17 protein-coding genes and 1 pseudogene are annotated in these 21,318 nt (G+C 49.5%); 4 read left to right on the top strand and 14 right to left on the bottom strand.

Annotation, left to right across the window (positions count from 1 at the left end; all coding sequences use genetic code 11):
- Window positions 1–29: 29 nt before the first annotated feature.
- The 4 genes from YWE_RS0104190 to YWE_RS0104175 all read right to left on the bottom strand — a co-directional run bounded on the left by YWE_RS0104190 (window position 30) and on the right by YWE_RS0104175 (window position 5,376).
- The gene (locus tag YWE_RS0104190; protein ID WP_029093385.1) at window positions 30–1,103 is read right to left on the bottom strand and encodes an ABC transporter ATP-binding protein; all 1,074 of its coding nucleotides are present in this window, start codon (window positions 1,101–1,103) and stop codon (window positions 30–32) included.
- Window positions 1,096–2,865: an ABC transporter permease gene (locus tag YWE_RS0104185; RefSeq protein ID WP_029093384.1), complete on the bottom strand. Its 1,770-nt coding sequence runs from the start codon at window positions 2,863–2,865 to the stop codon at window positions 1,096–1,098. The genes YWE_RS0104190 and YWE_RS0104185 overlap by 8 nt, the downstream gene beginning before the upstream one ends.
- 85 nt (window positions 2,866–2,950) lie before the next feature.
- On the bottom strand, window positions 2,951–4,024 hold the full coding sequence (locus YWE_RS0104180) for an ABC transporter substrate-binding protein (RefSeq protein ID WP_407641191.1): 1,074 nt from the start codon (window positions 4,022–4,024) through the stop codon (window positions 2,951–2,953).
- Between the two features lie 284 nt (window positions 4,025–4,308).
- Window positions 4,309–5,376, bottom strand: a complete 1,068-nt coding sequence (locus YWE_RS0104175) for an NAD(P)-dependent alcohol dehydrogenase (RefSeq protein WP_029093382.1) — start codon at window positions 5,374–5,376, stop codon at window positions 4,309–4,311.
- A 222-nt stretch (window positions 5,377–5,598) separates the two neighbouring features.
- Here YWE_RS0104175 and selA point away from each other — a divergent pair, with 222 nt between their 5' ends.
- Together selA and selB are read left to right on the top strand one after the other, a co-directional pair.
- Window positions 5,599–6,990: an L-seryl-tRNA(Sec) selenium transferase gene (selA, locus tag YWE_RS0104170; protein ID WP_029093381.1), complete on the top strand. Its 1,392-nt coding sequence runs from the start codon at window positions 5,599–5,601 to the stop codon at window positions 6,988–6,990.
- A complete protein-coding gene (selB, locus tag YWE_RS0104165; protein ID WP_029093380.1) occupies window positions 6,987–8,867 on the top strand; it encodes a selenocysteine-specific translation elongation factor in 1,881 nt (626 codons plus the stop codon). The genes selA and selB overlap by 4 nt, the downstream gene beginning before the upstream one ends.
- A 75-nt stretch (window positions 8,868–8,942) precedes the next feature.
- Here selB and YWE_RS26585 read toward each other — a convergent pair whose 3' ends face one another.
- On the bottom strand, window positions 8,943–9,545 hold the full coding sequence (locus tag YWE_RS26585; RefSeq protein ID WP_051323183.1) for a YgjV family protein: 603 nt from the start codon (window positions 9,543–9,545) through the stop codon (window positions 8,943–8,945).
- A gap of 344 nt (window positions 9,546–9,889) precedes the next feature.
- On the opposite strand from YWE_RS26585, the gene YWE_RS0104155 reads away from it, so the two are divergent.
- The gene (locus YWE_RS0104155; RefSeq protein ID WP_029093379.1) at window positions 9,890–10,798 is read left to right on the top strand and encodes a LysR substrate-binding domain-containing protein; all 909 of its coding nucleotides are present in this window, start codon (window positions 9,890–9,892) and stop codon (window positions 10,796–10,798) included.
- Between the two features lie 382 nt (window positions 10,799–11,180).
- On the opposite strand, the gene leuD is transcribed toward YWE_RS0104155, so the two are convergent.
- The 9 genes and pseudogenes from leuD to YWE_RS30325 form a co-directional block, all read right to left on the bottom strand.
- Window positions 11,181–11,798 carry a 3-isopropylmalate dehydratase small subunit gene (gene leuD / locus YWE_RS0104150; protein WP_029093378.1) on the bottom strand — a complete coding sequence of 206 codons (618 nt, stop codon included), beginning with the start codon at window positions 11,796–11,798 and terminating at the stop codon, window positions 11,181–11,183.
- On the bottom strand, window positions 11,798–13,222 hold the full coding sequence (gene leuC, locus YWE_RS0104145) for a 3-isopropylmalate dehydratase large subunit (protein ID WP_029093377.1): 1,425 nt from the start codon (window positions 13,220–13,222) through the stop codon (window positions 11,798–11,800). Before leuC ends, leuD begins: the two co-directional genes overlap by 1 nt.
- 11 nt (window positions 13,223–13,233) lie before the next feature.
- Window positions 13,234–14,124: an alpha/beta fold hydrolase gene (locus YWE_RS0104140; protein ID WP_029093376.1), complete on the bottom strand. Its 891-nt coding sequence runs from the start codon at window positions 14,122–14,124 to the stop codon at window positions 13,234–13,236.
- Window positions 14,125–14,645: 521 nt separating this feature from the next.
- Window positions 14,646–14,789, bottom strand: a complete 144-nt coding sequence (gene ykgO, locus YWE_RS29465; RefSeq protein ID WP_071605822.1) for a type B 50S ribosomal protein L36 — start codon at window positions 14,787–14,789, stop codon at window positions 14,646–14,648.
- A gap of 365 nt (window positions 14,790–15,154) precedes the next feature.
- A complete protein-coding gene (locus YWE_RS31640; RefSeq protein ID WP_134530951.1) occupies window positions 15,155–15,316 on the bottom strand; it encodes a PsiF family protein in 162 nt (53 codons plus the stop codon).
- Window positions 15,299–15,625, bottom strand: a pseudogene (locus YWE_RS26580) (PsiF family protein); the annotation flags it as partial. The gene YWE_RS31640 and the pseudogene YWE_RS26580, both read right to left, overlap by 18 nt.
- Before the next feature lie 180 nt (window positions 15,626–15,805).
- On the bottom strand, window positions 15,806–17,257 hold the full coding sequence (gene xylB, locus YWE_RS0104125; protein ID WP_029093374.1) for a xylulokinase: 1,452 nt from the start codon (window positions 17,255–17,257) through the stop codon (window positions 15,806–15,808).
- A gap of 267 nt (window positions 17,258–17,524) precedes the next feature.
- Window positions 17,525–18,844 (bottom strand): xylose isomerase, encoded by a 1,320-nt coding sequence (gene xylA / locus YWE_RS0104115; protein WP_029093373.1) that lies wholly within the window; start codon window positions 18,842–18,844, stop codon window positions 17,525–17,527.
- Window positions 18,845–18,911: 67 nt separating this feature from the next.
- The gene (locus YWE_RS30325; RefSeq protein ID WP_051323182.1) at window positions 18,912–19,865 is read right to left on the bottom strand and encodes a beta C-S lyase family protein; all 954 of its coding nucleotides are present in this window, start codon (window positions 19,863–19,865) and stop codon (window positions 18,912–18,914) included.
- A 409-nt stretch (window positions 19,866–20,274) separates the two neighbouring features.
- On the opposite strand from YWE_RS30325, the gene xylF reads away from it, so the two are divergent.
- On the top strand, window positions 20,275–21,273 hold the full coding sequence (gene xylF, locus YWE_RS0104105) for a D-xylose ABC transporter substrate-binding protein (protein WP_029093372.1): 999 nt from the start codon (window positions 20,275–20,277) through the stop codon (window positions 21,271–21,273).
- The last annotated feature ends 45 nt before the right edge of the window (window positions 21,274–21,318 follow it).

Below are 21,318 nucleotides of genomic sequence, written 5' to 3'. Positions count from 1 at the left end.
ACCAGAGCGTGACACCATCGAGCAAGGAATTACTCCTTGGCAAACACCCAAACCTGATCCATCGGCATCGATAATCGACACTGCCCGTCGTGCTGTTGGTGGCTACCAAACGCGCGCAGCACCGGGGAGTTATCATCAGACTCGCGGAACAGATATTCCCAGTGGCTGCCAAGGTACATTTTGGTCAACAGCGGTAGTTCCAGATAATTCTCTTCACTAGTCTCGTTAAGTTTTACCTGTTCTACCCGAATAATAGCGGTGACCTCTTGGCCAATGCTTAAATCACCTACCGGTTTTCCCCATAGCGTCCAGCTAGAGCCCTGAATGCGAGCATAGCCGTCTTTTAATTCGCTAATCTGGCCATTAAGCCGATTGTTGCTGCCCATAAACTCGGCGGTAAACAGAGACTTTGGCGTGCCGTACATCTCCTGAGGCGTGCCCTGTTGCTCAATAACTCCGTTATTCAACAGCAGAATTCGATCGGAAATCGCCATCGCTTCGTTTTGGTCGTGCGTGACCATCAGCGCCGATAGCCCCAGATCGACGATCAGACGGCGTAAAAACACTCTGGCCTCTTCGCGCAGTTTGGCATCCAGATTAGACAGCGGTTCATCCAGTAGCAGGACGGGCGGGTTATAGACCAGTCCGCGACCGATAGCCACCCGTTGCTGCTGCCCGCCGGATAGCTGATGAGGATAACGCTGGCCTAAATGGCCCAATCCCAATTGATCTAATACTGCCTGAACCCGCTGTTTTATTTCTGCCGACGGCACTTTACGCAGCTTTAGCGGGTAACCGATATTGTCAGAAATCGTCATATGGGGCCAAAGGGCATAAGACTGGAATACCAGGCCTAAGTTACGCTCTTCTACCGGCACCTCTTCGCCGGTAGTGCCTTCATATACTACGCGGTTGCCGATAGTGATACGCCCTTTGCTCGGGCCTTCCAACCCGGCTACCGCGCGTAACAATGTGGTTTTTCCGCTACCGGAAGGCCCCAATAAGGTGACAACTTCGCCTTTGTGCAACTGCATCGAAACCCCTTTCAGCACCGGGTTGGTGCCGTAGTCCAGATGCAGGTTCTCTACAGTAAGTTCAGTCATTAAGTTTTACTCCAAAACGCAGGGCGATGCCTAATCCGAGCATAACCAACACAATATTAATAAACGACAGTGCAGCAACGATATCTACCGCGCCGGTAGCCCACAGGGAAACCAACATCGAGCCGATGGTTTCCGTGCCGGGAGATAACAGATAGACGCCGGTAGAGTATTCCCGCTCAAAGATGAGAAACATCAGTAACCACGAGCCGATTAGCCCATAGCGCGCCAGCGGAACGGTAATGTGGCGGGTAACCTGACCACGCTGCGCGCCGGTGCTGCGCGCCGCTTCTTCCAGCTCTGCGCCAACCTGTAACAGCGCCGATGAAATAAGCCGCAGGCCGTAAGCCAGCCACACCACGGTATAGGCCAGCCATACGCTGAAGATGGTGTTACGTATGCTGCGCATCCAGACAATAACGTTCTCCCGTATCCATTCAGAGCCCGGAATGATCGACATATAGCCATTAGCCAGAGACTTATCCATCCACATTGGGGTGAACAGGAATACCCATAAAAATGCCAGACCGGCCAGAATGCCCGGAACGGCCCGCGGAACCAAAACGCTGTAATCTAAGAACTGAGTTACGCGGTCCGGTTTACGATGCATGGCCAGGCCGATAAAGGTGTAGCAGATAACCGCAAGGGCTCCACCGACCACGCCGATAGCGACCGAGTTGACAATCGCCCTGATTAAGTTCGGCTGGGAGAATACCGTGCGGAAGGTATCAAGAGAAAGATGGTCAAACAGTGAAACACCGATCCCCCAATTAGAGACAAATGCGCGCAGCAATATGCCGGTCAGAGGAATAAATATGGTAATAATCAGCCAAAACACAACGATGCCGGAAGAGACCCAACGCCACTTCCCTAGCGGCAATACGTGGGATTTTGATGCTTTGCCTTTTACCGTGACAAACCGGTTGCTGGTCCGCATTAAACGGCGCTGAATCATAATTAACGGCACGGTGATGCTGATTAAGACCACGGCGACAACCGCCATCAGGTGGTAAGAGGGTATACCCAGCTTATTGGTTAATTTATATAAATAGGTCGCCAGTACCAGATTGCCTTCCGGGTCTCCTAATACCAGCATTAAACCGAAAACTTCCAGCCCGAGGAAAAACAGCAATACGGTGGCATATAAGATAGCCGGCCTGACCATCGGCAGGCTGACCGCCACCATTACCTGCAGCGGTGATGCGCCGGAAATACGGGCCGCTTCTTCAACGTCGGACCCCATATTGCGCAGTGCCGATGAGATATACAGATAAGCATGAGGAACGTGCATCAGCCCGGCAATAATCACAATGCTGGTCATTGAATAGATATTCCATGGCACAAAGCCAATAATATCCTGTACCCACAGTGAGAAAAATCCTACCGGGCCGGCGGCGACCACATAGCCAAAACCTAAAACCATCGGTGAAACAAATACCGGCACCAATATCATCGGTTCAATCCAGCGCCGACCGGGAAGGTCACATCTGACGATCAGAAACGCCAGAATACCGCCAAGAGGGATCACAATAACCACCAGGCCGGTTGCTAAGATAAAGCTGCTTTTTAACGCTTTATAGAAATCAGGATCGTCAAAAACAAATCGGTAGGCATCCAGGCTAAAGGTTTTATCCGCCACAAAAAATGGAGCGGACAGAAAGCTCTGGGTGACAATAAGCGCCAGTGGTCCGTAGATAAATAATGCCGTTAGCAGCACTACGACACCGCGCGGTAAGCTCTGCTTTATTTTGCGCAATGAATACATAGTCGAACCAATCCTATTCAATCCAATTGAGAAGGAAGATGTTAGCCATAAAGGCCACAGCCTTTATGGCTAAAGCAGCTTGCGGTTATTTTCCGGTGGTCGCCCGCCATTTTTTCAGGTAATCCAGACGCTTATTCTGTTCCAGATATTCCAACAGGCTTTCATTAACCGGGATTGGTTTTAATGCATTGCCGAGCAGTTTTGTTGTACCTGCTACGTCGTTATCTCCGGTGATATCGTCACGAATAGAGGTGATATTGGCCTGATTGGCTAAAATATCCTGCCCTTTTTGCGAGAGTAAATAGTCCAGCCATAGCTTGGCCGCATTAGGATGGGCCGCCTGATCGCTGATAAAGCTTACCCGCGACAGTACTAAGGTGTAATCCTCAGGATAGGCAATGCCGAGAGAAGGATCTTTTACCGCACGGCTTTTGGCATAAGGCTCGAGTATGTTGTAACCAATCAGATTCTCACCGGAAGAGACGCGCTCTAGCATGGTGCCGGTCGATGACTGAACCACCATGCCTGCACTGGCGATATCTTTGAGGTGATCAAAGTATTTAGGATCGTTTTTCATATCTTCGACCGACAGCATAAAGCCCAGAGCAGATTTTTCGATATCATAGGTGGTAACTTTATTTTTGAATCGGTCGGGCTGTGATTTGATTAATGTGGCTAAATCGGCGTGAGATTTCGGTACTTCATCTTCTTTTATCAGGCGTTTATTGTAGATAAAGACCAGCGGTTCGTAGGTGGTTCCGTAGGCGGTTTCTTTCCAGACGGCCCAGGAAGGGAGTTTGTCAGCTTCCGGTGATTTATAGGGCATAGCGTAGTCTTTGGCGAGCTTTAACCCGGTATCCATGGCTGAGCTCCAGACTACATCGCCGCTGCCGCTGGACGATGCCTGCTCGCTGATATAGCGGTTATATAACTCAGTACTGTTCATATCATTATATTCGACTGAAATTCCCGGATAGAGCGCTTCAAAGCCTTTAATGATAGGGGCTGCTGCTGCGGTATCTGTGGTGGAATAGATAACCACTTTGCCTTCTTTTTTAGCCGCATCGATAATTTTTTGGTAGTCGGCCGGATAGTTGTCAGGAGCAGCACTTGCAGCACCGATATTGAGGGCTAGCATACTGATCATCAGGAGATTCATTTTTTTTGACATGCTTTTGTTCCCATTTTTATATCGTTGGTACCTGAAGTTGTGGCCTCAGGTATTTTGGACGTTTATCAACCCGTAGATCAGTAAGTATGATTACAAAACAACCAATGACAAGAAAATGATAACAAAATGTTAATTAATTGTGACATTATTCAAAGTTATGACCGTTATGGGAAGCAAATGGAGACGCGGCTTAATCTTGTTCGAGGCGGAGGGATAATACTGCCATCACGATAGAGAACGGATGGCAGCATTCGGGCTGATAACGTTGAGAACTAGGCTTTCTCTTCCGTTTCAATCGACTTCATATCAATAACAAACCGGTATCTCACATCGCTGTTTAGCATGCGGGTATAGGCCTGATTAATTTCCTGAATATTAATCATCTCTACATCACAGGTAATGCCGTGTTGCGCACAAAAGTCGAGCATTTCTTGGGTCTCAGGAATTCCGCCAATCAGTGAACCCGCCAGAGTTTTTCGGCCCAATACCAATGGCCCGCTGTGGAACGTAGGCTCAATCGGTTCCAGTAACCCGACCAGCACCAGTGCACCATCGCGTTTTAGCGTGGCAATATACGGATTGAGGTCGTGCTGTTGAGGGACGGTATCGAGAATAAAATCGAAGTGATTTGCAACCGCCTTCATTTGGTCTGGATTGGTAGATAGCACCACATGGTCGGCACCTAAGCGCAATGCTTCTTGCTCTTTTCCGGCGGAGCGGGTGAATAGGGTAACGTCAGCGCCCATCGCTTTGGCAAATTTCAGTCCCATATGACCTAGGCCGCCCAGGCCAACCACCGCGACTTTATGGCCTTGACCAATATTCCAGTGGCGAAGCGGGGAATAGGTTGTAATACCGGCGCACAGCAGCGGTGCTGCAGATTTAGGATCGAGTTTTTCCGGCAGGGATAAGACAAACTTATCTGAAACGACGATTTGTTCAGAGTAGCCACCGTAAGTCACGGTGCCGTCGTGGCGGTCTTTGCCGTTATAAGTAAAGGTTGCGCCATTTTCACAGAACTGTTCAAGCCCTTCAGTACAGGATGCACAGTGCTGGCAGGAATCAACCATACAGCCGACGCCCACCCAGTCACCCGGCTTAAATTTAGTCACGCTTTTGCCCACGGAGGTCACCTGACCGATAATCTCATGCCCCGGTACCACCGGATAAATGGTGTTATGCCATTCGTTGCGGGCCTGATGGATATCGGAGTGGCAAACGCCACAGTAGGCAATGTTAATCACGACGTCATTTTCACGCGGATCCCGGCGGATAATATGGTGTAAGGCAACCGGCGTGGTTTCAGAAGTGGCAGCAAAGCTGCGAATGTTGATAGACATAATGAGACTCACCTTATGGTTTTTATGAAATTTAACGAATGGGGGATAATAAAAATGGCTAGGTTGGCAACGATGGCTAATGCATTTACATCCTTTAAGTTTAGTCGGTGTTATTTATTTTCACCATTTTCTTGATATCAGCCGCGACCTGCGCACCTCGTACTTCACCTTAAGGCCGGTTGCCGATATATTAGCACCATGATTTTTAACAGGTCTCCGATAATGAATAACCAAGCTCAATCTCTTTATAGCCAGATACCCTCAGTGGATCGCCTGCTTAATGAACCTGCGATGTCAGCGCTGGTTGTAGAGTACGGTCAGCATTTAGTGGTTGAGTCACTGCGTTATTTACAACAGCAGGCCCGACAGCAAATTACTCACAGTGCCAGCCTGCCGGAATGGTGCCACGACTGGGCCAGTGAAGTTAGTCGTTATCTGATGATCAAACAGCGTGCCGGCCTGCAACCGGTGTTTAATCTTAGCGGTACGGTGTTACATACTAATCTAGGTCGTGCATTGCTGGCCGAAGAGGCCATCGATGCCGTTGCCAGTGCTATGCGCAACGCGGTGACGTTGGAATACGATCTGGACGGCGCAGGGCGCGGTCATCGGGATAACGTCATTTCTGAACTGTTGTGTGAGCTGACCGGCGCGCAAGCCGCCTGCATCGTTAATAATAATGCGGCGGCCGTACTGCTTATGTTAGCCGCCGTTGCGCCGGATAAAGAAGTGGTGGTCTCGCGTGGAGAACTGGTTGAGATTGGTGGTGCATTCCGCGTGCCGGACGTTATGCGCCAGGCCGGTTGCAAACTGGTTGAAGTCGGCACCACCAATCGCACTCATTTACGTGATTATCGCGACGCTGCCAATGACAATACCGGTCTGTTAATGAAGGTTCATACCAGCAACTACAGCATTGAGGGGTTTACTGCGGCGGTTGATGAAAAAGAGCTGGTGGCGTTAGGTCGTGAGCTCAATCTTCCGGTTGCCACCGATCTTGGCAGTGGCTCGCTGATTGATTTACAACAGTACGGATTACCGGCCGAACCGATGCCTCAGAACTTGATTGCTGCAGGCGTAGATTTAGTCACCTTCTCCGGTGACAAACTGCTCGGTGGCCCTCAGGCGGGAATTATTGTCGGTGCTAAGCATTGGATTGAAAAAATACAGCGCCATCCGCTGAAACGGGCATTACGCGCGGGCAAAATTACGTTGGCGGCTTTAGAGGCAACGCTCAGGCTCTATCAGCAACCAGAACGATTACAGTCAGCCCTGCCGACCCTGCGCTTGCTCAGCCGAGATACATCAGAAATGAAACGGATGGCGGCAGACATGCTGTCTCCGCTGCAGCAAAGATATGGCGAAGAATTCAATGTTTCTGCGGAACCTTGCCTGTCACAAATTGGCAGTGGTTCTTTGCCGGTCGACCGTCTGCCGAGCTACGCCTTAACTTTCTCGCCTAAAGACGGGCGCGGTCGGACGCTGGAAGCGCTGGCCGAACGGTGGCGTGGATTGCCGGTGCCGGTGATTGGCCGCTTACAGGAAGGTAAACTGTGGCTGGATTTACGCTGCCTTCAGGATGAACGCTCGCTGCTGGAGATGTTACTCGCATGATTATTGCTACCGCCGGACACGTTGACCACGGTAAATCTACCTTGCTACAGGCGCTTACCGGCAGCGGAGAAACAGATCGACTACCGGAAGAGAAACGCCGGGGAATGACTATCGATTTGGGCTACGCCTATCTTCCATTGGCCGACGGTCAGGTCTTAGGCTTTATCGACGTTCCCGGCCATGAAAAATTCTTAGCCAATATGCTGGCCGGTGTCGACGGCGTTCAACATGCTTTATTAGTGGTTGCCTGCGATGACGGCATTATGGCTCAGACCCGTGAGCATCTGGCTATTCTTCGTCTGGTTGGCATTCCGGCTATTACCGTTGCCCTGACAAAAGCCGACCGCGTTACGGCAGAAAGAGTTGATCAGGTCAGGCAACAGATTAACGATGAGCTGGCCGCTCAGAACTGGCACCATTGCCCGATCTTCGTGACCGCAGCTCCGGCAGGAACCGGTATTGACGAGCTGCGTGACCATCTTATTGCTCTCTATCAACAGCGAGTTGAAGATATTCAGGCGACCGGCAGCCGTTTCCGCTTAGCGGTCGACCGGGTTTTTACCATCAAAGGCAGTGGGTTAGTGGTAACCGGTACCGCCTTTAGCGGAAAGGTCAGCGTCGGAGATTCCCTGTGGATGACCGGCGCAAACCGACCGGTACGGGTCAGGGGAATTCACGCCCAGAACCAGCCGTCGGAACAGGCGGGAGCCGGCGATCGTATTGCGTTGAATATTGCCGGTGATATCAGTAAACAAGAAGTGAATCGCGGCGATTGGCTGCTTGAGCAACGTCCGCCGGAAAGCAGCGATCGCGTGCTGGCACTGCTTCATTGTGATAAACCCTTACGCCACTGGCAGTCGGTGCACCTTCATCACTCAGTCAATCATATCACCGGCCGTGTTTCTCAGTTACAGGAAGGGGCTATCAGCGCCGGTAGTGATGTGCTGGTCGAACTGGTGCTTGATGAGCCTCTGCTGTTAGTTGAAAACGATCGAATTATTGTCCGCGATATCAATGCGCGTGAAACCTTAGGCGGAGCCCGGGTTCTGTCTCTTCAGCCTCCGCGCCGGGGCAAGCGTCAGCCTGAATATTTGGGCAAGCTGCATCAATTAAGTGAAGCAACGCTGGATTCTCAGGTGCTGGATTTACGTCTGGCCGAAGGCTGCCTGTCTCTTAGCGAGTTTGGCTGGGCGCGCCAGCTTACCGACAGCGGTTTGAACGATCTATTGGCCGGAGCGCAGGCTAAAGTGGTCGGTGATACGGCTCTGGCTCCGGGCAACGTTGAGGCGTTTAGGCAACATCTGATTGCCACCCTAAGAACATTCCATCAACAGCATCTGGACCAGCTTGGCTTAGGGCGTGCCCGATTGCGGCGCATGGCATTGCCTTCTGAACCGGAAGGGCTGGTTTTTGCGCTGATTGATAGTTTACTCAGTGACTCGCTGATTAATAACAGTCGGGGCTGGTTGCATCTGCCTGAGTTCAGCCTGGCGTTTAGCGCTGACGAACAGGCCGTATGGGATCGTCTGCAAGCGCAGTTTGGTGATGACCCCTATTGGGTTCGCGATCTGGCCACTGAACTGGGGCTGGATGAGCAACAGGTTAGGGCGGTATTGCGCAAAGGGGCTCAGCTAGGGCACGTGACCGCCGTCGTTCGGGATCGCTACTATCTGAGCAGTCGGATTCGTCAATTTGCCGACTTAATCCGCACCATGCATGCAACTCAGGGGAGTACCAGCGCCGCAGACTTCCGCGATCGCCTCGGCGTAGGGCGTAAGCTGGCTATTCAGGTACTGGAGTTTTTTGACCGCAGCGGATTTACCCGGCGGCGCGGCAATGACCATGTATTACGAGACAGCGGGCTATTTATGGACTGAGGAAGCACAATTAGTCTGAATTTTCAGTCATGTCCGGTATTCTTGCCGGACATGTGACAGCGACTCTGGATTTATCTATTTTTGACCCTGTGAATTTTCTTTTATCTCTGCCGTAGCGCTTTCTTTCCCCTCAGCCTCTTTGGCTTTAACTATCCGGCTTTCTACCGCAAATGGATCAATGCCGCGTTTTTGCATGCGATAGAAGCGTATGATATTAAAGCCGTTCATGACTAAAAAGCTGGACTCGATCAGTGAACCGCCGATGGAGCCAATCCAGATATTGTGGGTAACCCAGCAGGCAGTAGAACACCACATGATGCTGCGCATTTTTAAACCGTGGGTACGAAACATTGCCCAGGTACTGGCGATAGTGCCGGCGATCGGTAGAATTTCAATCGGATGTTTGATGTTAATCGTGGCTAAGATCAGCGTCAGGGTGATAAACACCATCATGACCCAAATACTGCGCCACCAAATTGATGTGACGGTGCGGATTGCGCTGAGTAATACGCTCATGCCGGCGGCGTTGGCGCCCATCATAAAAAAATGGATGCTCATAATGGTCGAATAGCCTGAAAGCTGGTATTTAAAACCACGTTCGTTGCGGTTAAAAAACATAGTAATACCGACCAGAAATGCTAAGCCACCAAGAGACTGAGCAATCCAATAAACTGTCATGACAAAATGTCCTTGTAGTAAATGATGTGTCGTTCTGTATAGATTATAGACGCGTAACGAGGTAGATGAATCGATTCATCTAGGCTAGGAAAGAATATGCTCTATTAGGTCATTATGGGGAGTGGCTGTATTGAAGGACAACTTGTATGGTAATTTATCATGCTTTATCTGACCCGACTATAACCCGACTGTTGAAGGGTGGAAATAAAGTCAAATATCAGGCTGTTTCTGGATTATATAGTGTTTCCGTTTTCTTTATTCTGAAATCATAACCGATAATAAACCGGAGTATGGAATGAAAATCGTTAAGCTAAAACAATTATCTGAACGCAAGGCATCGCCATATGGGGATTAATCGCTCTCAGCTTCCTCTGAATGAAGACTTACGCGTATTTCTTACCGTGGTAAGAAAGCACAGTTTTGCTAAAGCAGCGGTAGAACTCGGCGTTTCTCCGGCCTATATCAGTAAGCGGATTAATATTCTGGAAGCGGTGTTAGACGTTCGTCTGTTTCACCGTAGTACGCGCAGTATCGTGCTGACCGAAGACGGCGAGAAGGCCCGACGCTGGGCTGACCGAATCTTAGATGACGTTGATGATTTCTTGAGTGACGTGTCTGCTAGCCGTCGTGCACCTCAGGGAACGTTGCGAATTGTCTGCTCTTTCGGTTTTGGTCGCCATTATGTGGCTCCGGCGATTTCACTGTTGGCAAAACGCTACCCACAGTTAGCGATTCAGCTGGTAACCTCTGACAACGTCGTCGATCTGGTGGCTGAAGGTTACGATCTGGAAATTCGGGTCGGCAGTGATTTACCCAATCACTATCGGGCTAAAAAGCTGCTGGATAACAACCGAATACTCTGTGCTTCACCGGCCTATTTAGCCGAAAAGGGAATGCCGCAGAATCTGGATGACTTAGTTCACCACGATTGTCTGGTGATCAAAGAGCGGGATACGCCGTTTGGAAGCTGGCGGCTCAGCGCCAAAGGTGACAAAGAGCAGGTCGTGCGGGTTGACGGGCGGCTTTCATCTAACAGCGGTGCCATTGTGATGAAATGGGGGTTGGATGGTCACGGTATATTTCTGCGTTCTGACTGGGATGCTAAGCCTCATATTGATGAGGGAAGGCTGGTGAGGGTATTACCTGATTATGCGCAGGATGCGGATGTTTGGGCGGTGTATCCGGTGCGGTTATCGAATTCGGCCAAGTTGAAGGTGTGTGTGGAGTTTTTAGAGGAATATTTCAAAAAATAAAGGTGATGCCGGTCTGTCTGCATAGATTTGCCTATAGGTTTCGTCCGTCAGTGGTGAAGTGTAAGACTAAGTCCCCGCACCCCGCACCCCGCACCCCGCACCCCGCGGCCCCGCCCCGAATATTGACCGCTGCTTTGCAGCGGCAACCTCAGTCAGCAAAAAGGCTTAACGCACCGGTACGGATTGGTTTACTCGCCTCATCCATGAGACTCGCCCTTTCAGGGCCAGCACAGAAGTGCTGTTCAAAATTGTTCCTACAATTTTTTCCGACGAAGCCGTACCTCGACCCGCATCCATGCGGGCCGTGCTACTTTTGTGCTTCTTTCGGCAATATTCGTACGCTCGATTAGAAGATCAACTGAAAAGGACAAGACCAAGGAGGCTATTGATTCACTACCAGCCACGGATTCTGCGCTAAGTAATTTTTCTCGAACTCTGTTATATCCTGTTTGTATTCCATCGTAACGCCGATGGCGTCGAGGCCTTTTATTAGGGCTTCTTTATTGCGGTCATCGATCTGGAAGGCGATGGTTTTACCCTCGCTGAGGATGATTTTTTGTTCCGGTAGGTCGATGGTGAGCGTATTGGTTTGTGGCTGGCTTGCCGCCCGGCCGATTTCGGCCAGCTGTTCTTCAGATAATCGGATTAGCAATACGCCGTTGCGCTGGCAGTTATCACCAAAGATACCGGCAAATGAAGTGCCAATCAGCGCGCGGATGCCCGATTGTTGCATACCCCATACCGCATGCTCACGGCTTGAGCCGCAGCCGAAGTTGGGACCAACCACTAAGAATTGGCTGCCCTGCCAGTCTGGGCGGTTAAGAATAAAGTCAGGGTTAAGGCTGCCGTCGGCCAGGGTGCGTTGATCGAAGAACAGGCCGCGATCGAGGTTTTGCCGGTCAATGCCTTTCAGAAACTGCTTTGGCATAATAACGTCTGTATCGATATTGGCGTCCAGCATTGGTGCCGCCTTTGCTTGTACTCGGGTAAATGTGTGCATTATTTTGCTCCACCGTTAATTAAGCGAACGTCGGCTAAATGGCCGGCGATTGCGGCGGCTGCCACCATTGACGGGCTCATCAGATGGGTTTTAGAACCGGCACCTTGGCGTCCGGCAAAGTTGCGGTTGGTGCTGGAGGCACAGCGGTCGCCCGGTTGGAGTACGTCTTCGTTCATCGCCAGACACATCGAACACCCTGACTGACGCCACTCAAATCCGGCATCGGTGAATATTTTTGCCAAACCTTCCCGCTCAGCCTGCTGTCTGACTAAGGTTGAGCCGGGAATAATCATGGCTCTGACGTGGGCAGCGACTTTACGGCCTTTGAGTACCTCTGCCGCTAAGCGCAGATCTTCAATCCGACCGTTGGTGCATGAGCCAATAAAGGCATGGGAAATGCGGATATCCGTCAGGCGGGTTTTGGGCGCAAGTTCCATATAGGCAAGGGCTTTTTCCTGTGCCAAACGCTTGTGTGGATCTTTTTCATCAGACGGATCGGGCAGGCTTCCATTGATATTATCGGCCTGATCGGGACTGATCCCCCATGTCACCATAGGTTCCAGCATATTGCAGTCCAGGGCGACTTCAAGATCGAATACGGCACCGGGGTCGGAACGTAGCTGGCGCCATGACTGCACCGCCTGCTGCCATAGCTCGCCTTTTGGCGCGCGCGGTTTGTTCTGCAGATATTGATAAACTTTTTCATCCGGGGCCATAAAGGCGCCGCGAGCTCCGGCTTCAACCGCCATATTGCAGATGGTCATTCGTCCTTCAACGCTCAGCTCATCGATAGCCGGCCCGGCGAATTCAATGGCAAATCCGGTCGCGCCCGATGCGCCAATTTTTTGAATCAGCGCCATAATAATGTCTTTGGCCGTCACTGCGATGCCTAAGCGGCCGGTGACCGTGACCCGCATAGTTTTAAGTCGTTTATAAACCAACGTTTGGGTTGCCAGATAATGTTCAATTTCTGACGTACCGATTCCGAACCCGAATGCACCCAGCGCGCCGTAAGTGGTGGTATGGCTGTCACCGGCGGCAATCACCATGCCGGGCAGAACAAATCCCTGCTCCGGCGCAACGACGTGCTCAATGCCCTGGCGCACGTCCAATACGTCAAACAGTTCGATACCGAAGTCACGACTGTTTTCACGGAAGTAATCGACCTGTAGCTGCCCGCCGGGGTCGGTCATATTGGCATCGCGCAGCGGGCGGGTCGGATTAACGTGATCAACGTTCAGCAGCGTGCTTTCAGGGCGCCATGCTTTACGTTTATTGTCTCTAAGGCCGCTAAAGGCCTGCGGGCTGGTGTATTCATTCAGAATTGAGCGGTCAATATAGAGCAGCACGTTACCCTGATTATCCAGTTCGCGTACCGTATGGGAATCGATAAACTTCTGATACAGCGTTTTTGCTGAGGCCATGGTGTTGTCTCTTATAGGTCATTGATGGATGAGAAAAAGCTCAGCGCTTCGGCAATCAGCAGCTCAGGGACTTCTTCAGCAATATAGTGGCCCGACGGCATGGCTTTACCCTCGACCTGAGCCGCGACTTTTTTCCACTCGTTTAATGGTTCAAAACATTGTTCAATGGCACCGTTTTTACCCCAAAGGGCCATTAACGGACAGGTCAGGTGATTGCCCTGTCTGATATCTTCTTCATCATGTTCAAGGTCGATACCCGCGCTGGCCCGATAGTCTTCACAAATGCCATAGGCGGTGCCCGGCAGGCTCAGGCAACGCTGATATTCGGCCAGTACTTCAGGGGTGAAGGGTTTCATGCCTGCGCTGCGCGCACCCATTACGCTACGTAAATAGAGTTCAGGATCGCTCTCGATTAGGGTTTCAGGGAAAGGCGTCGGGCGGATAAGGGTAAACCAGTGCCAATATGCCCGGGCAAAGGCTTCGTTGGTCTGCCGGTACATTGCCAGCGTCGGGGCGATATCTAATAGCATCATACCGAGAACCGCATCGGGGTGATCTAAACCCAAACGATGGGCGACCCGAGCACCGCGGTCATGGGCTAATACCGCGAACTTATTGAACCCGAGCGAAGCCATCAGCTCACGCATATCCTGCGCCATAATACGTTTAGAGTAGAGGCTCTGAGATGGCGGAGAAACGGGCTTGTCGCTGTCACCATAGCCGCGCAGATCGGCCGTGACCAAGGTGAAATGTTGAGACAGGGCGGGAACCACCTTATGCCACATCATATGATTTTGCGGATGGCCGTGCAGCATCAACAGGGCAGGTCCCTGACCGGTAGTACGAAAACTAATATCAATCTGATTAACTTTACGTTTTTGTTGTTTTAATCCAGCTAACATTGCAGCTTCCTCTTGCGAACCGATGTTCTCTGACAGTGTAGAGCGGTTATTTTCTGACACAATAGGACGTTATGTGAACGGATTGAGTACGAATCGTGTTTAATTAGCTTTTACGATAAGAAATAAAACACAAGAAAGGGATATTGATGTTAGTGGTTACTAACATAAAAATGAATGAAGTGCCTATCTATTTAATAAATAATGATTTTATCTATATTGATGCGTAGTGGCATGTTAGCGAATTTTTTGCCGAGGAGATCGTGGCAGGTTAATCATGTTAGTGAGTGCTTACAGGGAGAGGGGTATTTTGCCGTTGCCGTTGTTCTTGACCTTTATTTCAGCCCTTGTCCCTGACCTTGTTCCCTAATGTCGTCATCCCGTTGAAAAACGGGCTACAGTCCTTGAATTTGACCGTGAACTGGTCGTTGATTTGCCCTTTAAGAGCAGGTCAACTGCTGGATCCCGTTTTTCAACGGGATGACGATCCTACTGCAAGTACCAAGTACCAAAAACTAATACCATCAACCCTTCTTCTTCTTACCGCCCTGCACCGCTTTAAACCGCGGGTTTGACTTACATATCACATATATCTTGCCGTTACGGCGAACAATTTTACAGTCGGGGTGGCGCTGCTTAGCGGAGCGTAAAGAGCTTAAAACCTGCATAAATACCTTCTTAATTGATATGTTATAATATAACAATAATATGCGCCTATCTACGCCAGGTTTCAACCGGGAATTTTATGGCTGAAGCCAGAAAGGAATTAATTAATTGAAGAATAAAGACAATAAACTAACGGAGCGGTGTGAAAGGGCTTTGTTAATCGTCTGGATTTTAGCGAATCAACCACATTTAGCCTAAGGGCCGGATCCCCGTTTTCACGGGGATGACGGGAGTGTGGGGATGACGGGGTGTGGGGACGACGATATCGTAGGTCTATATGATGTAGTCGGTTTATATGATGCAGTCAGCTTATATGTTGTAGTCGGTTTATATGATGTAGAAATACTTAACTGACAAGCACTATGAATTAGGCGGCTTTTTTCAGACAAGTTGCCATAAAGGTTTTGCGGTCTTCGCCTTTTAGCTCTTTACCGGCGGCTTCAGTACTGCAGTCGGCCATTTTCTTTTGCTGTGGGGTCAGATCTTTCTTATCTGTGGCAGCAGGTTCAGCCTTCAGGCAGTTGCTCATAAAGGTTTTGCGCTCATCCCCTTTCAGACCTTTGCCGGCGGCTTCGGTATTACAGGTGCCCATTTTTTGCTGCTGCGGAGTCATTTTCTTCGCTTCTTCTGCCGCCGGTTTAGCTTTCAGGCAGTCGGCCATAAAGGTTTTACGCTCATCACCTTTCAATGATTTATCTGTTGCCTGCTTATTACAGCTGGCCATTTTATCTCGCTGCGCTGTCTGAGCTTCTGACGGGGCTTTGGTGGTTTCAGCGGCGATGACACCACTGGCAAAACACAAACTGAATAGTATTGGTAAAGCGGTCATTATACGCATAGCTAATTCCTTTAAATGGATGGATAACGCTATAAGCATAGACCCGATCGGTTTAAAGAAACATGCAATGAAAAGGGGAATATTGTTATCAGTTCAAATTATCAGAGGAGAAAAAATCTATTTATCAGCCGATTGCAGAAGTACCGGCCATTTGAGCATGGCCGGTAGGTGAATACTGATTTAACACAGCGGGAGTAATTGTTGATAAAGCTGCTTAAAAATCTCTCGCCTCTGCTGGTAATACTGATGACGCTCGGCAACAGGAGTGTGTAATTGCTCAAGCAACAGCTCAGGACAGAGATCGGCAAGATCGACGGTCGGATTAGTGGCAATCTGAGCCAGCCTTGCAGCACCTAATGCAGGGCCAACGTCGCCGCCGGTGCGGTATTCCAAAGTTTGTCCGCTAATATCAGCCAGCATTTGGCGCCAGTACGGGCTGCGGGCTCCGCCACCGATCAGGGCAATTTGTTCCGGCTGTAAACCCGTAGCATGAAGAACGTCCATGCCGTCAGCCAACGCAAAGCTGACGCCTTCCAGTACTGCTCTGGCCAGATCGGTTGCATTATGTTGATGAGTGAATCCCCAGAATGCGCCTTTCGCGTCAGGATTATTATGAGGCGTCCGCTCTCCGGAAAGGTAAGGCAGGAACCAGACCGGGCTGTCTGACGGCGGTGTGCGTTCAATATCGGCTAGCAGTGCCGGAACGCTGGCGACGTTGGTCAGCTTGCAGGCCCAGTCGAGGCAGGATGCGGCGCTCAACATCACCGACATCAAATGCCAAGTGTTGGGTAAAGCATGGCAGAAGCTGTGAACCGCGCTCTCCGGATTACTGAGAAAACCGTCGCTAACGGCAAAATAGACACCGGAGGTTCCCAGTGACAGCATTGCCTGGCCGGCGCGATATAAGCCAATCCCCACTGCACCGGCAGCATTATCACCGCCGCCGGCAGCAACCGGAATTTGGCCAATGCCCCAGCGCTGGGCGATGTCTGCCCGTACGTTGCCGGTAATTTGCGAGCCTTCGAATAGGGCCGGCATATTGTCCCGGCTTAGCTGACAGGCGGCGAGCATTTCATCGCTCCAGTCGCGGCGGGCCACGTCCATCCACATTGTTCCGGCAGCATCAGACATATCGCTGGCAAGTTCGCCGGTAATCAGCAGGCGCAGGTAGTCTTTAGGGAGTAATACTTTGTCGATAGCACGGAAGGTGTCTGGTTCATATTCAGCCAGCCACTTCAGTTTCGGTGCGGTAAAGCCCGGCATCATCAGGTTACCGGTGATATTTCTCGACTGAGGAACCTGTTTTTCCAGCTCTGAGCACTGGGCGCCGCTTCGTCCGTCGTTCCATAAAATAGCCGGGCGTAAAACCTGATGGTGTTTATCCAACAGCGTAGCACCGTGCATTTGCCCGGTCAGCCCCATGGCTTTAACCTGAGACAAATTATGCTGTGCTGCCAGCGACTGCATGGCGGAATCCGTTGCCTGCCACCATTCCTGTGGGTTTTGTTCTGACCAGAGAGGATGAGGGCGAGAAATAGATAGCGGCTGAGTATGGGTAGCAATGACCTGCTGCTGTTCACTGAGCAGGATGGCTTTTACACCGGAAGTACCGAGGTCGATACCGATATACATGGACGAAATCCTCCTTGTCAGGCCAGTGCCGATCGTTGATATGGCGAGACTTTTGTGGATAAAACAGCGGGCGGCTGCCGATCAATATGATACCGAGTTCGCCCGCTGGGTTTTTATATCCGTTATACTTCAAGTTGCATCTTGGTTAGCGACGTTCGTTTACCCGAACCACTGACTTGAGTAAGCTCACCGGGGCCGACTCTCTTGCCGCCGCAGTGCAACTCGAATTATTTTGGATATATCGAATTGGCTTTTACCAAATTGCCATTAACCAAATAAATAGCGATTAACCAGATTCTCTAACAGCTCCTGACGTCCGCTCTGATGCTGTGGCTTAATGTCATGACTTTCAACATATTTAGCCAGTGATTCCAGTGAGCTTTCGCCCTGCAAAATTTGCTGGCCCAGTTTACCGTTCCAGCCCGCGTAGCGCTCTGCAACTTTTTGGTTTAGCTGGCCGTCTTCAATCATTTTGGCCGCCACTTTCAACGACAGCGCCATAGTATCCATTGCGCCGATATGGCCGTAGAACAGATCGTATTTATCGGTGCTTTGGCGACGAACCTTAGCATCAAAGTTCAGTCCTCCGGTGGTGAATCCCCCGGCTTTGAGAATTTCGTACATCACCAGTGCGTTTTCTTCTACGCTAATCGGGAACTGGTCGGTATCCCAACCCAGTTGCGGGTCACCCCGGTTGGCATCCACAGAGCCTAAAATACCCAGCGCAATGGCCGATGCAATTTCGTGATGGAAGCTATGACCGGCCAGAGTGGCGTGGTTGGCTTCGATATTAACCTTCACCTCTTTTTCCAGACCGAACTGCTTAAGGAAGCCATAAACGGTTGCTACATCATAATCATATTGATGCTTGGTGGGCTCCTGCGGTTTTGGCTCAATCAGCAGCGTGCCTTTAAAGCCAATTTTGTGTTTATGTTCTACTACCATCTGCATAAAGCGGCCTAGTTGCTCGCGTTCCTGACGCAGATCGGTATTGAGCAGGGTTTCATAGCCTTCGCGCCCGCCCCATAAAACGTAGTTCTCACCGCCCAGGGTTTGTGTCGCTTTCATAGCACTGAAGACCTGTGTTGCCGCATAGGCAAAAATTTCCGGATCCGGGTTCGTTGCCGCACCTGCGCCATAGCGCGGGTGAGTAAAGCAGTTAGCCGTGCCCCACAGTAGCTTAACGCCAGACGATTTTTGCTTTTCAGCCAGCACATCGGTCATTACCGCTAAGTTGTTCAGATACTCTTTAATTGATGCGCCTTCAGGTGAAACGTCGATGTCGTGGAAGCAGTAAAAAGGAACGTTGAGCTTATGATAAAACTCAAATGCCACGTCCGCTTTGGCTTTGGCGCGGGTCAGTGCATCACCGGCTTCCTGCCACGGGCGCTGGAATGAACCTATGCCAAACATATCGGCACCGTTCCAGCAGAAGGTATGCCAGTAACAGGCGGCAAAGCGTAAATGATCCTCCATCCGCTTCCCTAAAATAAGCTCGTCCGGGTTGTAATGACGAAAAGCCAGAGGATTATTGCTGTCTGTGCCTTCGTAGCGCACGCGGTCGAGTTTATCGAAATACTGAGTCATGATGATTTCCTTTACGCTATTTGATTTATACCCGTCATCCTTCAAGCTGCATTTTTGTTGGCTGTGCTCACTTGCCCGAATCACTTACTTGAGTAAGCTCATCGGGACTCGTTCTCTTGCCGCCGTAATGCAATTCGAAATATTTTGGGTAAAGGTTTTCAGGGAGTTGAATTCCGTTATAAGCAACATTTAAGGTGGACATAGAAAAATGGTCCGGATGATGAATACCGGAGAAATTAATAGGCTTTTTAAATTTATTGCCGCTGTTGGCATGGCCAATAATGGTATTAGCCATTTCTAGTCCAGCTAAATTAAACGGTTTAGTGGGCAATTTACGGATAGGCAATTTATTCTTCACATCATTATCAATTATATTTATTGACGTATTTTTGTTTTTATTGATGATAAAGCCGGTATGTACGCCATCTGCAATGATAAATGCGTTGTGACCAATTTTTTGATTAAATAATTCAGTTAATCCACTATTGGTCGATGTTATTCCGATTAAATTACCAGAGGGGAGTGAAATAAATTCACTGGCATTTTTTGATTGACTATCAGGATCGTCAAAACCAATAGAATGGCGGCTATTTTGACAGCGTAATTGGCTCTCAGAACCCTGCCTGTCGTTAGCTGAAACGATATTGCTAACAGGGCGGTAAAAGAGCGGGGAAACGACAGTTTTGTCCTGATATTGAGTGGCTTTTTGAATAGGCAGGGAAACAGCCTGAATAACCCGCGAGAAAAAGATAACCCAATCAGATTTGATTTTCCACTGATACTGCCTTTTTATCCAATTAGTTACGATTTTATTCCAATTTGTACTCGGGCTGGTATAACCGTAAATATCTTTTTGATTTAGTTCGGCCAGTTTCTTGATAACTTGGGGCGGAGCAGGGATATCCATATCAGCAACGGATAGCGGAATGATGCCAGATTCAGTTATTCGGCTATTCCACTTAGCGCTATGAGTACCGGCACGAACGCTGGTTTTATCAAAGTCATCATGCTGATTATCCATTTTATATTCCGCGTTTCTATTTATATTTATGGACAGGGTAGGATGATAATAGAACCTTAAATCTATAATGGTTATTCCTAGATTTGAGATATGAATTATGAAATTTAACTAGTGTGATTAGAGTCACATTAATATAGGGAGGTAAATTAGCGCCAATATTTATTCACCCTAGTGTTGTAAGCGTTATTGAATGAATGTGTTTATCTTGATTTTATTTTCGTAAAGTATGACCTCTCTCAAAAAAATGAAAAGAAACTAAAAAACGTAATAACAGGGTAAGAATCTGTAATTGATCCTTGAGTTATATCTGATAACACTGTAGACGGTTAATATTTATCTGTAATGAGTAGAACGGAAATAAAAACACCCTCTTAACTGAAATAGCTAAACCAAAATAGGATGTTATCAAATGAATTTAAAGCATATCTTACTTGCCGTTTGTGCATCACTGGCGCTATCAGGACATATGGTCAATGCCAAAGAAATAAAGATAGGCATGGCGATTGACGACCTGCGGCTAGAGCGCTGGCAGAAAGACCGCGATATCTTTGTGAGCAAGGCTGAATCACTCGGGGCCAAAGTATTTGTCCAGTCGGCTAACGGCAACGAAGAGACCCAAATGTCTCAAATTGAGAATATGATCAACCGCGGTGTTGATGTGTTGGTTATCATTCCCTATAACGGGCAGGTTCTGAGTAACGTGATCGCCGAAGCCAAACGCGAGGGCATCAAGGTGCTGGCCTATGACCGCATGATTAACGATGCAGACATTGATTTTTATATCTCCTTCAACAATGAAAAAGTGGGTGAGTTACAGGCTCAAAGCCTGATCGAAAGGGTACCGGAAGGTAATTATTTTCTGATGGGCGGATCGCCGGTAGATAACAACGCTAAATTGTTCCGTCAGGGGCAAATGAACGTACTTAATCCGCTGATCAAAGAAGGAAAAATTAAGATTGTCGGTGACCAATGGGTTGATGCCTGGTTACCGGAGAATGCGCTGAAGATTATGGAAAATGCGCTGACGGCTAACAACAATAAAATTGATGCCGTGGTGGCTTCAAACGATGCGACTGCCGGCGGTGCCGTTCAGGCATTAGTGGCTCAGGGATTAGCAGGCAAAGTGGCGATTTCCGGTCAGGATGCAGACCTTGCCGGTATTAAACGTATCGTTGCCGGCACCCAAACCATGACGGTATATAAGCCTATCAGCAAGTTAGCGAATGATGCCGCTGAAATAGCCGTTACGCTGGGTAAAGGTGAAACTCCGGCGTCCAATGCAACCCTGAATAACGGTAAGAAAGAGGTTCCGTCATTCCTGCTGACGCCGGTTCAAGTTGATAAATCCAATATCGACGCGACCGTTGTGGCCGATGGCTTCCACTCAAAAGAAAGTATTTATAACTGATTAAAGGCGACATCACGGGTGCCGCGCTAACGGCGGCATTCCGGA

It is taken from the genome of Budvicia aquatica DSM 5075 = ATCC 35567 (assembly GCF_000427805.1).
In the GTDB taxonomy this organism is placed as follows: Bacteria; Pseudomonadota; Gammaproteobacteria; order Enterobacterales; family Enterobacteriaceae; genus Budvicia; species Budvicia aquatica.
The sequence above is the reverse complement of the archived record's forward strand: the minus strand, read 5'-3'. Positions and strand labels throughout refer to the sequence as shown.

Coding starts and splice junctions, on each gene's coding strand:
- YWE_RS0104190 (WP_029093385.1), bottom strand. CDS start 1,103: ATGACTGAACTTACTGTAGAGAACCTGCATCTGGACTACGGCACCAAC.
- YWE_RS0104185 (WP_029093384.1), bottom strand. CDS start 2,865: ATGTATTCATTGCGCAAAATAAAGCAGAGCTTACCGCGCGGTGTCGTA.
- YWE_RS0104180 (WP_407641191.1), bottom strand. CDS start 4,024: ATGAATCTCCTGATGATCAGTATGCTAGCCCTCAATATCGGTGCTGCA.
- YWE_RS0104175 (WP_029093382.1), bottom strand. CDS start 5,376: ATGTCTATCAACATTCGCAGCTTTGCTGCCACTTCTGAAACCACGCCG.
- selA (WP_029093381.1), top strand. CDS start 5,599: ATGAATAACCAAGCTCAATCTCTTTATAGCCAGATACCCTCAGTGGAT.
- selB (WP_029093380.1), top strand. CDS start 6,987: ATGATTATTGCTACCGCCGGACACGTTGACCACGGTAAATCTACCTTG.
- YWE_RS26585 (WP_051323183.1), bottom strand. CDS start 9,545: ATGACAGTTTATTGGATTGCTCAGTCTCTTGGTGGCTTAGCATTTCTG.
- YWE_RS0104155 (WP_029093379.1), top strand. CDS start 9,890: ATGGGGATTAATCGCTCTCAGCTTCCTCTGAATGAAGACTTACGCGTA.
- leuD (WP_029093378.1), bottom strand. CDS start 11,798: ATGCACACATTTACCCGAGTACAAGCAAAGGCGGCACCAATGCTGGAC.
- leuC (WP_029093377.1), bottom strand. CDS start 13,222: ATGGCCTCAGCAAAAACGCTGTATCAGAAGTTTATCGATTCCCATACG.
- YWE_RS0104140 (WP_029093376.1), bottom strand. CDS start 14,124: ATGTTAGCTGGATTAAAACAACAAAAACGTAAAGTTAATCAGATTGAT.
- ykgO (WP_071605822.1), bottom strand. CDS start 14,789: ATGCAGGTTTTAAGCTCTTTACGCTCCGCTAAGCAGCGCCACCCCGAC.
- YWE_RS31640 (WP_134530951.1), bottom strand. CDS start 15,316: ATGAGCAACTGCCTGAAGGCTGAACCTGCTGCCACAGATAAGAAAGAT.
- xylB (WP_029093374.1), bottom strand. CDS start 17,257: ATGTATATCGGTATCGACCTCGGTACTTCCGGTGTAAAAGCCATCCTG.
- xylA (WP_029093373.1), bottom strand. CDS start 18,844: ATGACTCAGTATTTCGATAAACTCGACCGCGTGCGCTACGAAGGCACA.
- YWE_RS30325 (WP_051323182.1), bottom strand. CDS start 19,865: ATGGATAATCAGCATGATGACTTTGATAAAACCAGCGTTCGTGCCGGT.
- xylF (WP_029093372.1), top strand. CDS start 20,275: ATGAATTTAAAGCATATCTTACTTGCCGTTTGTGCATCACTGGCGCTA.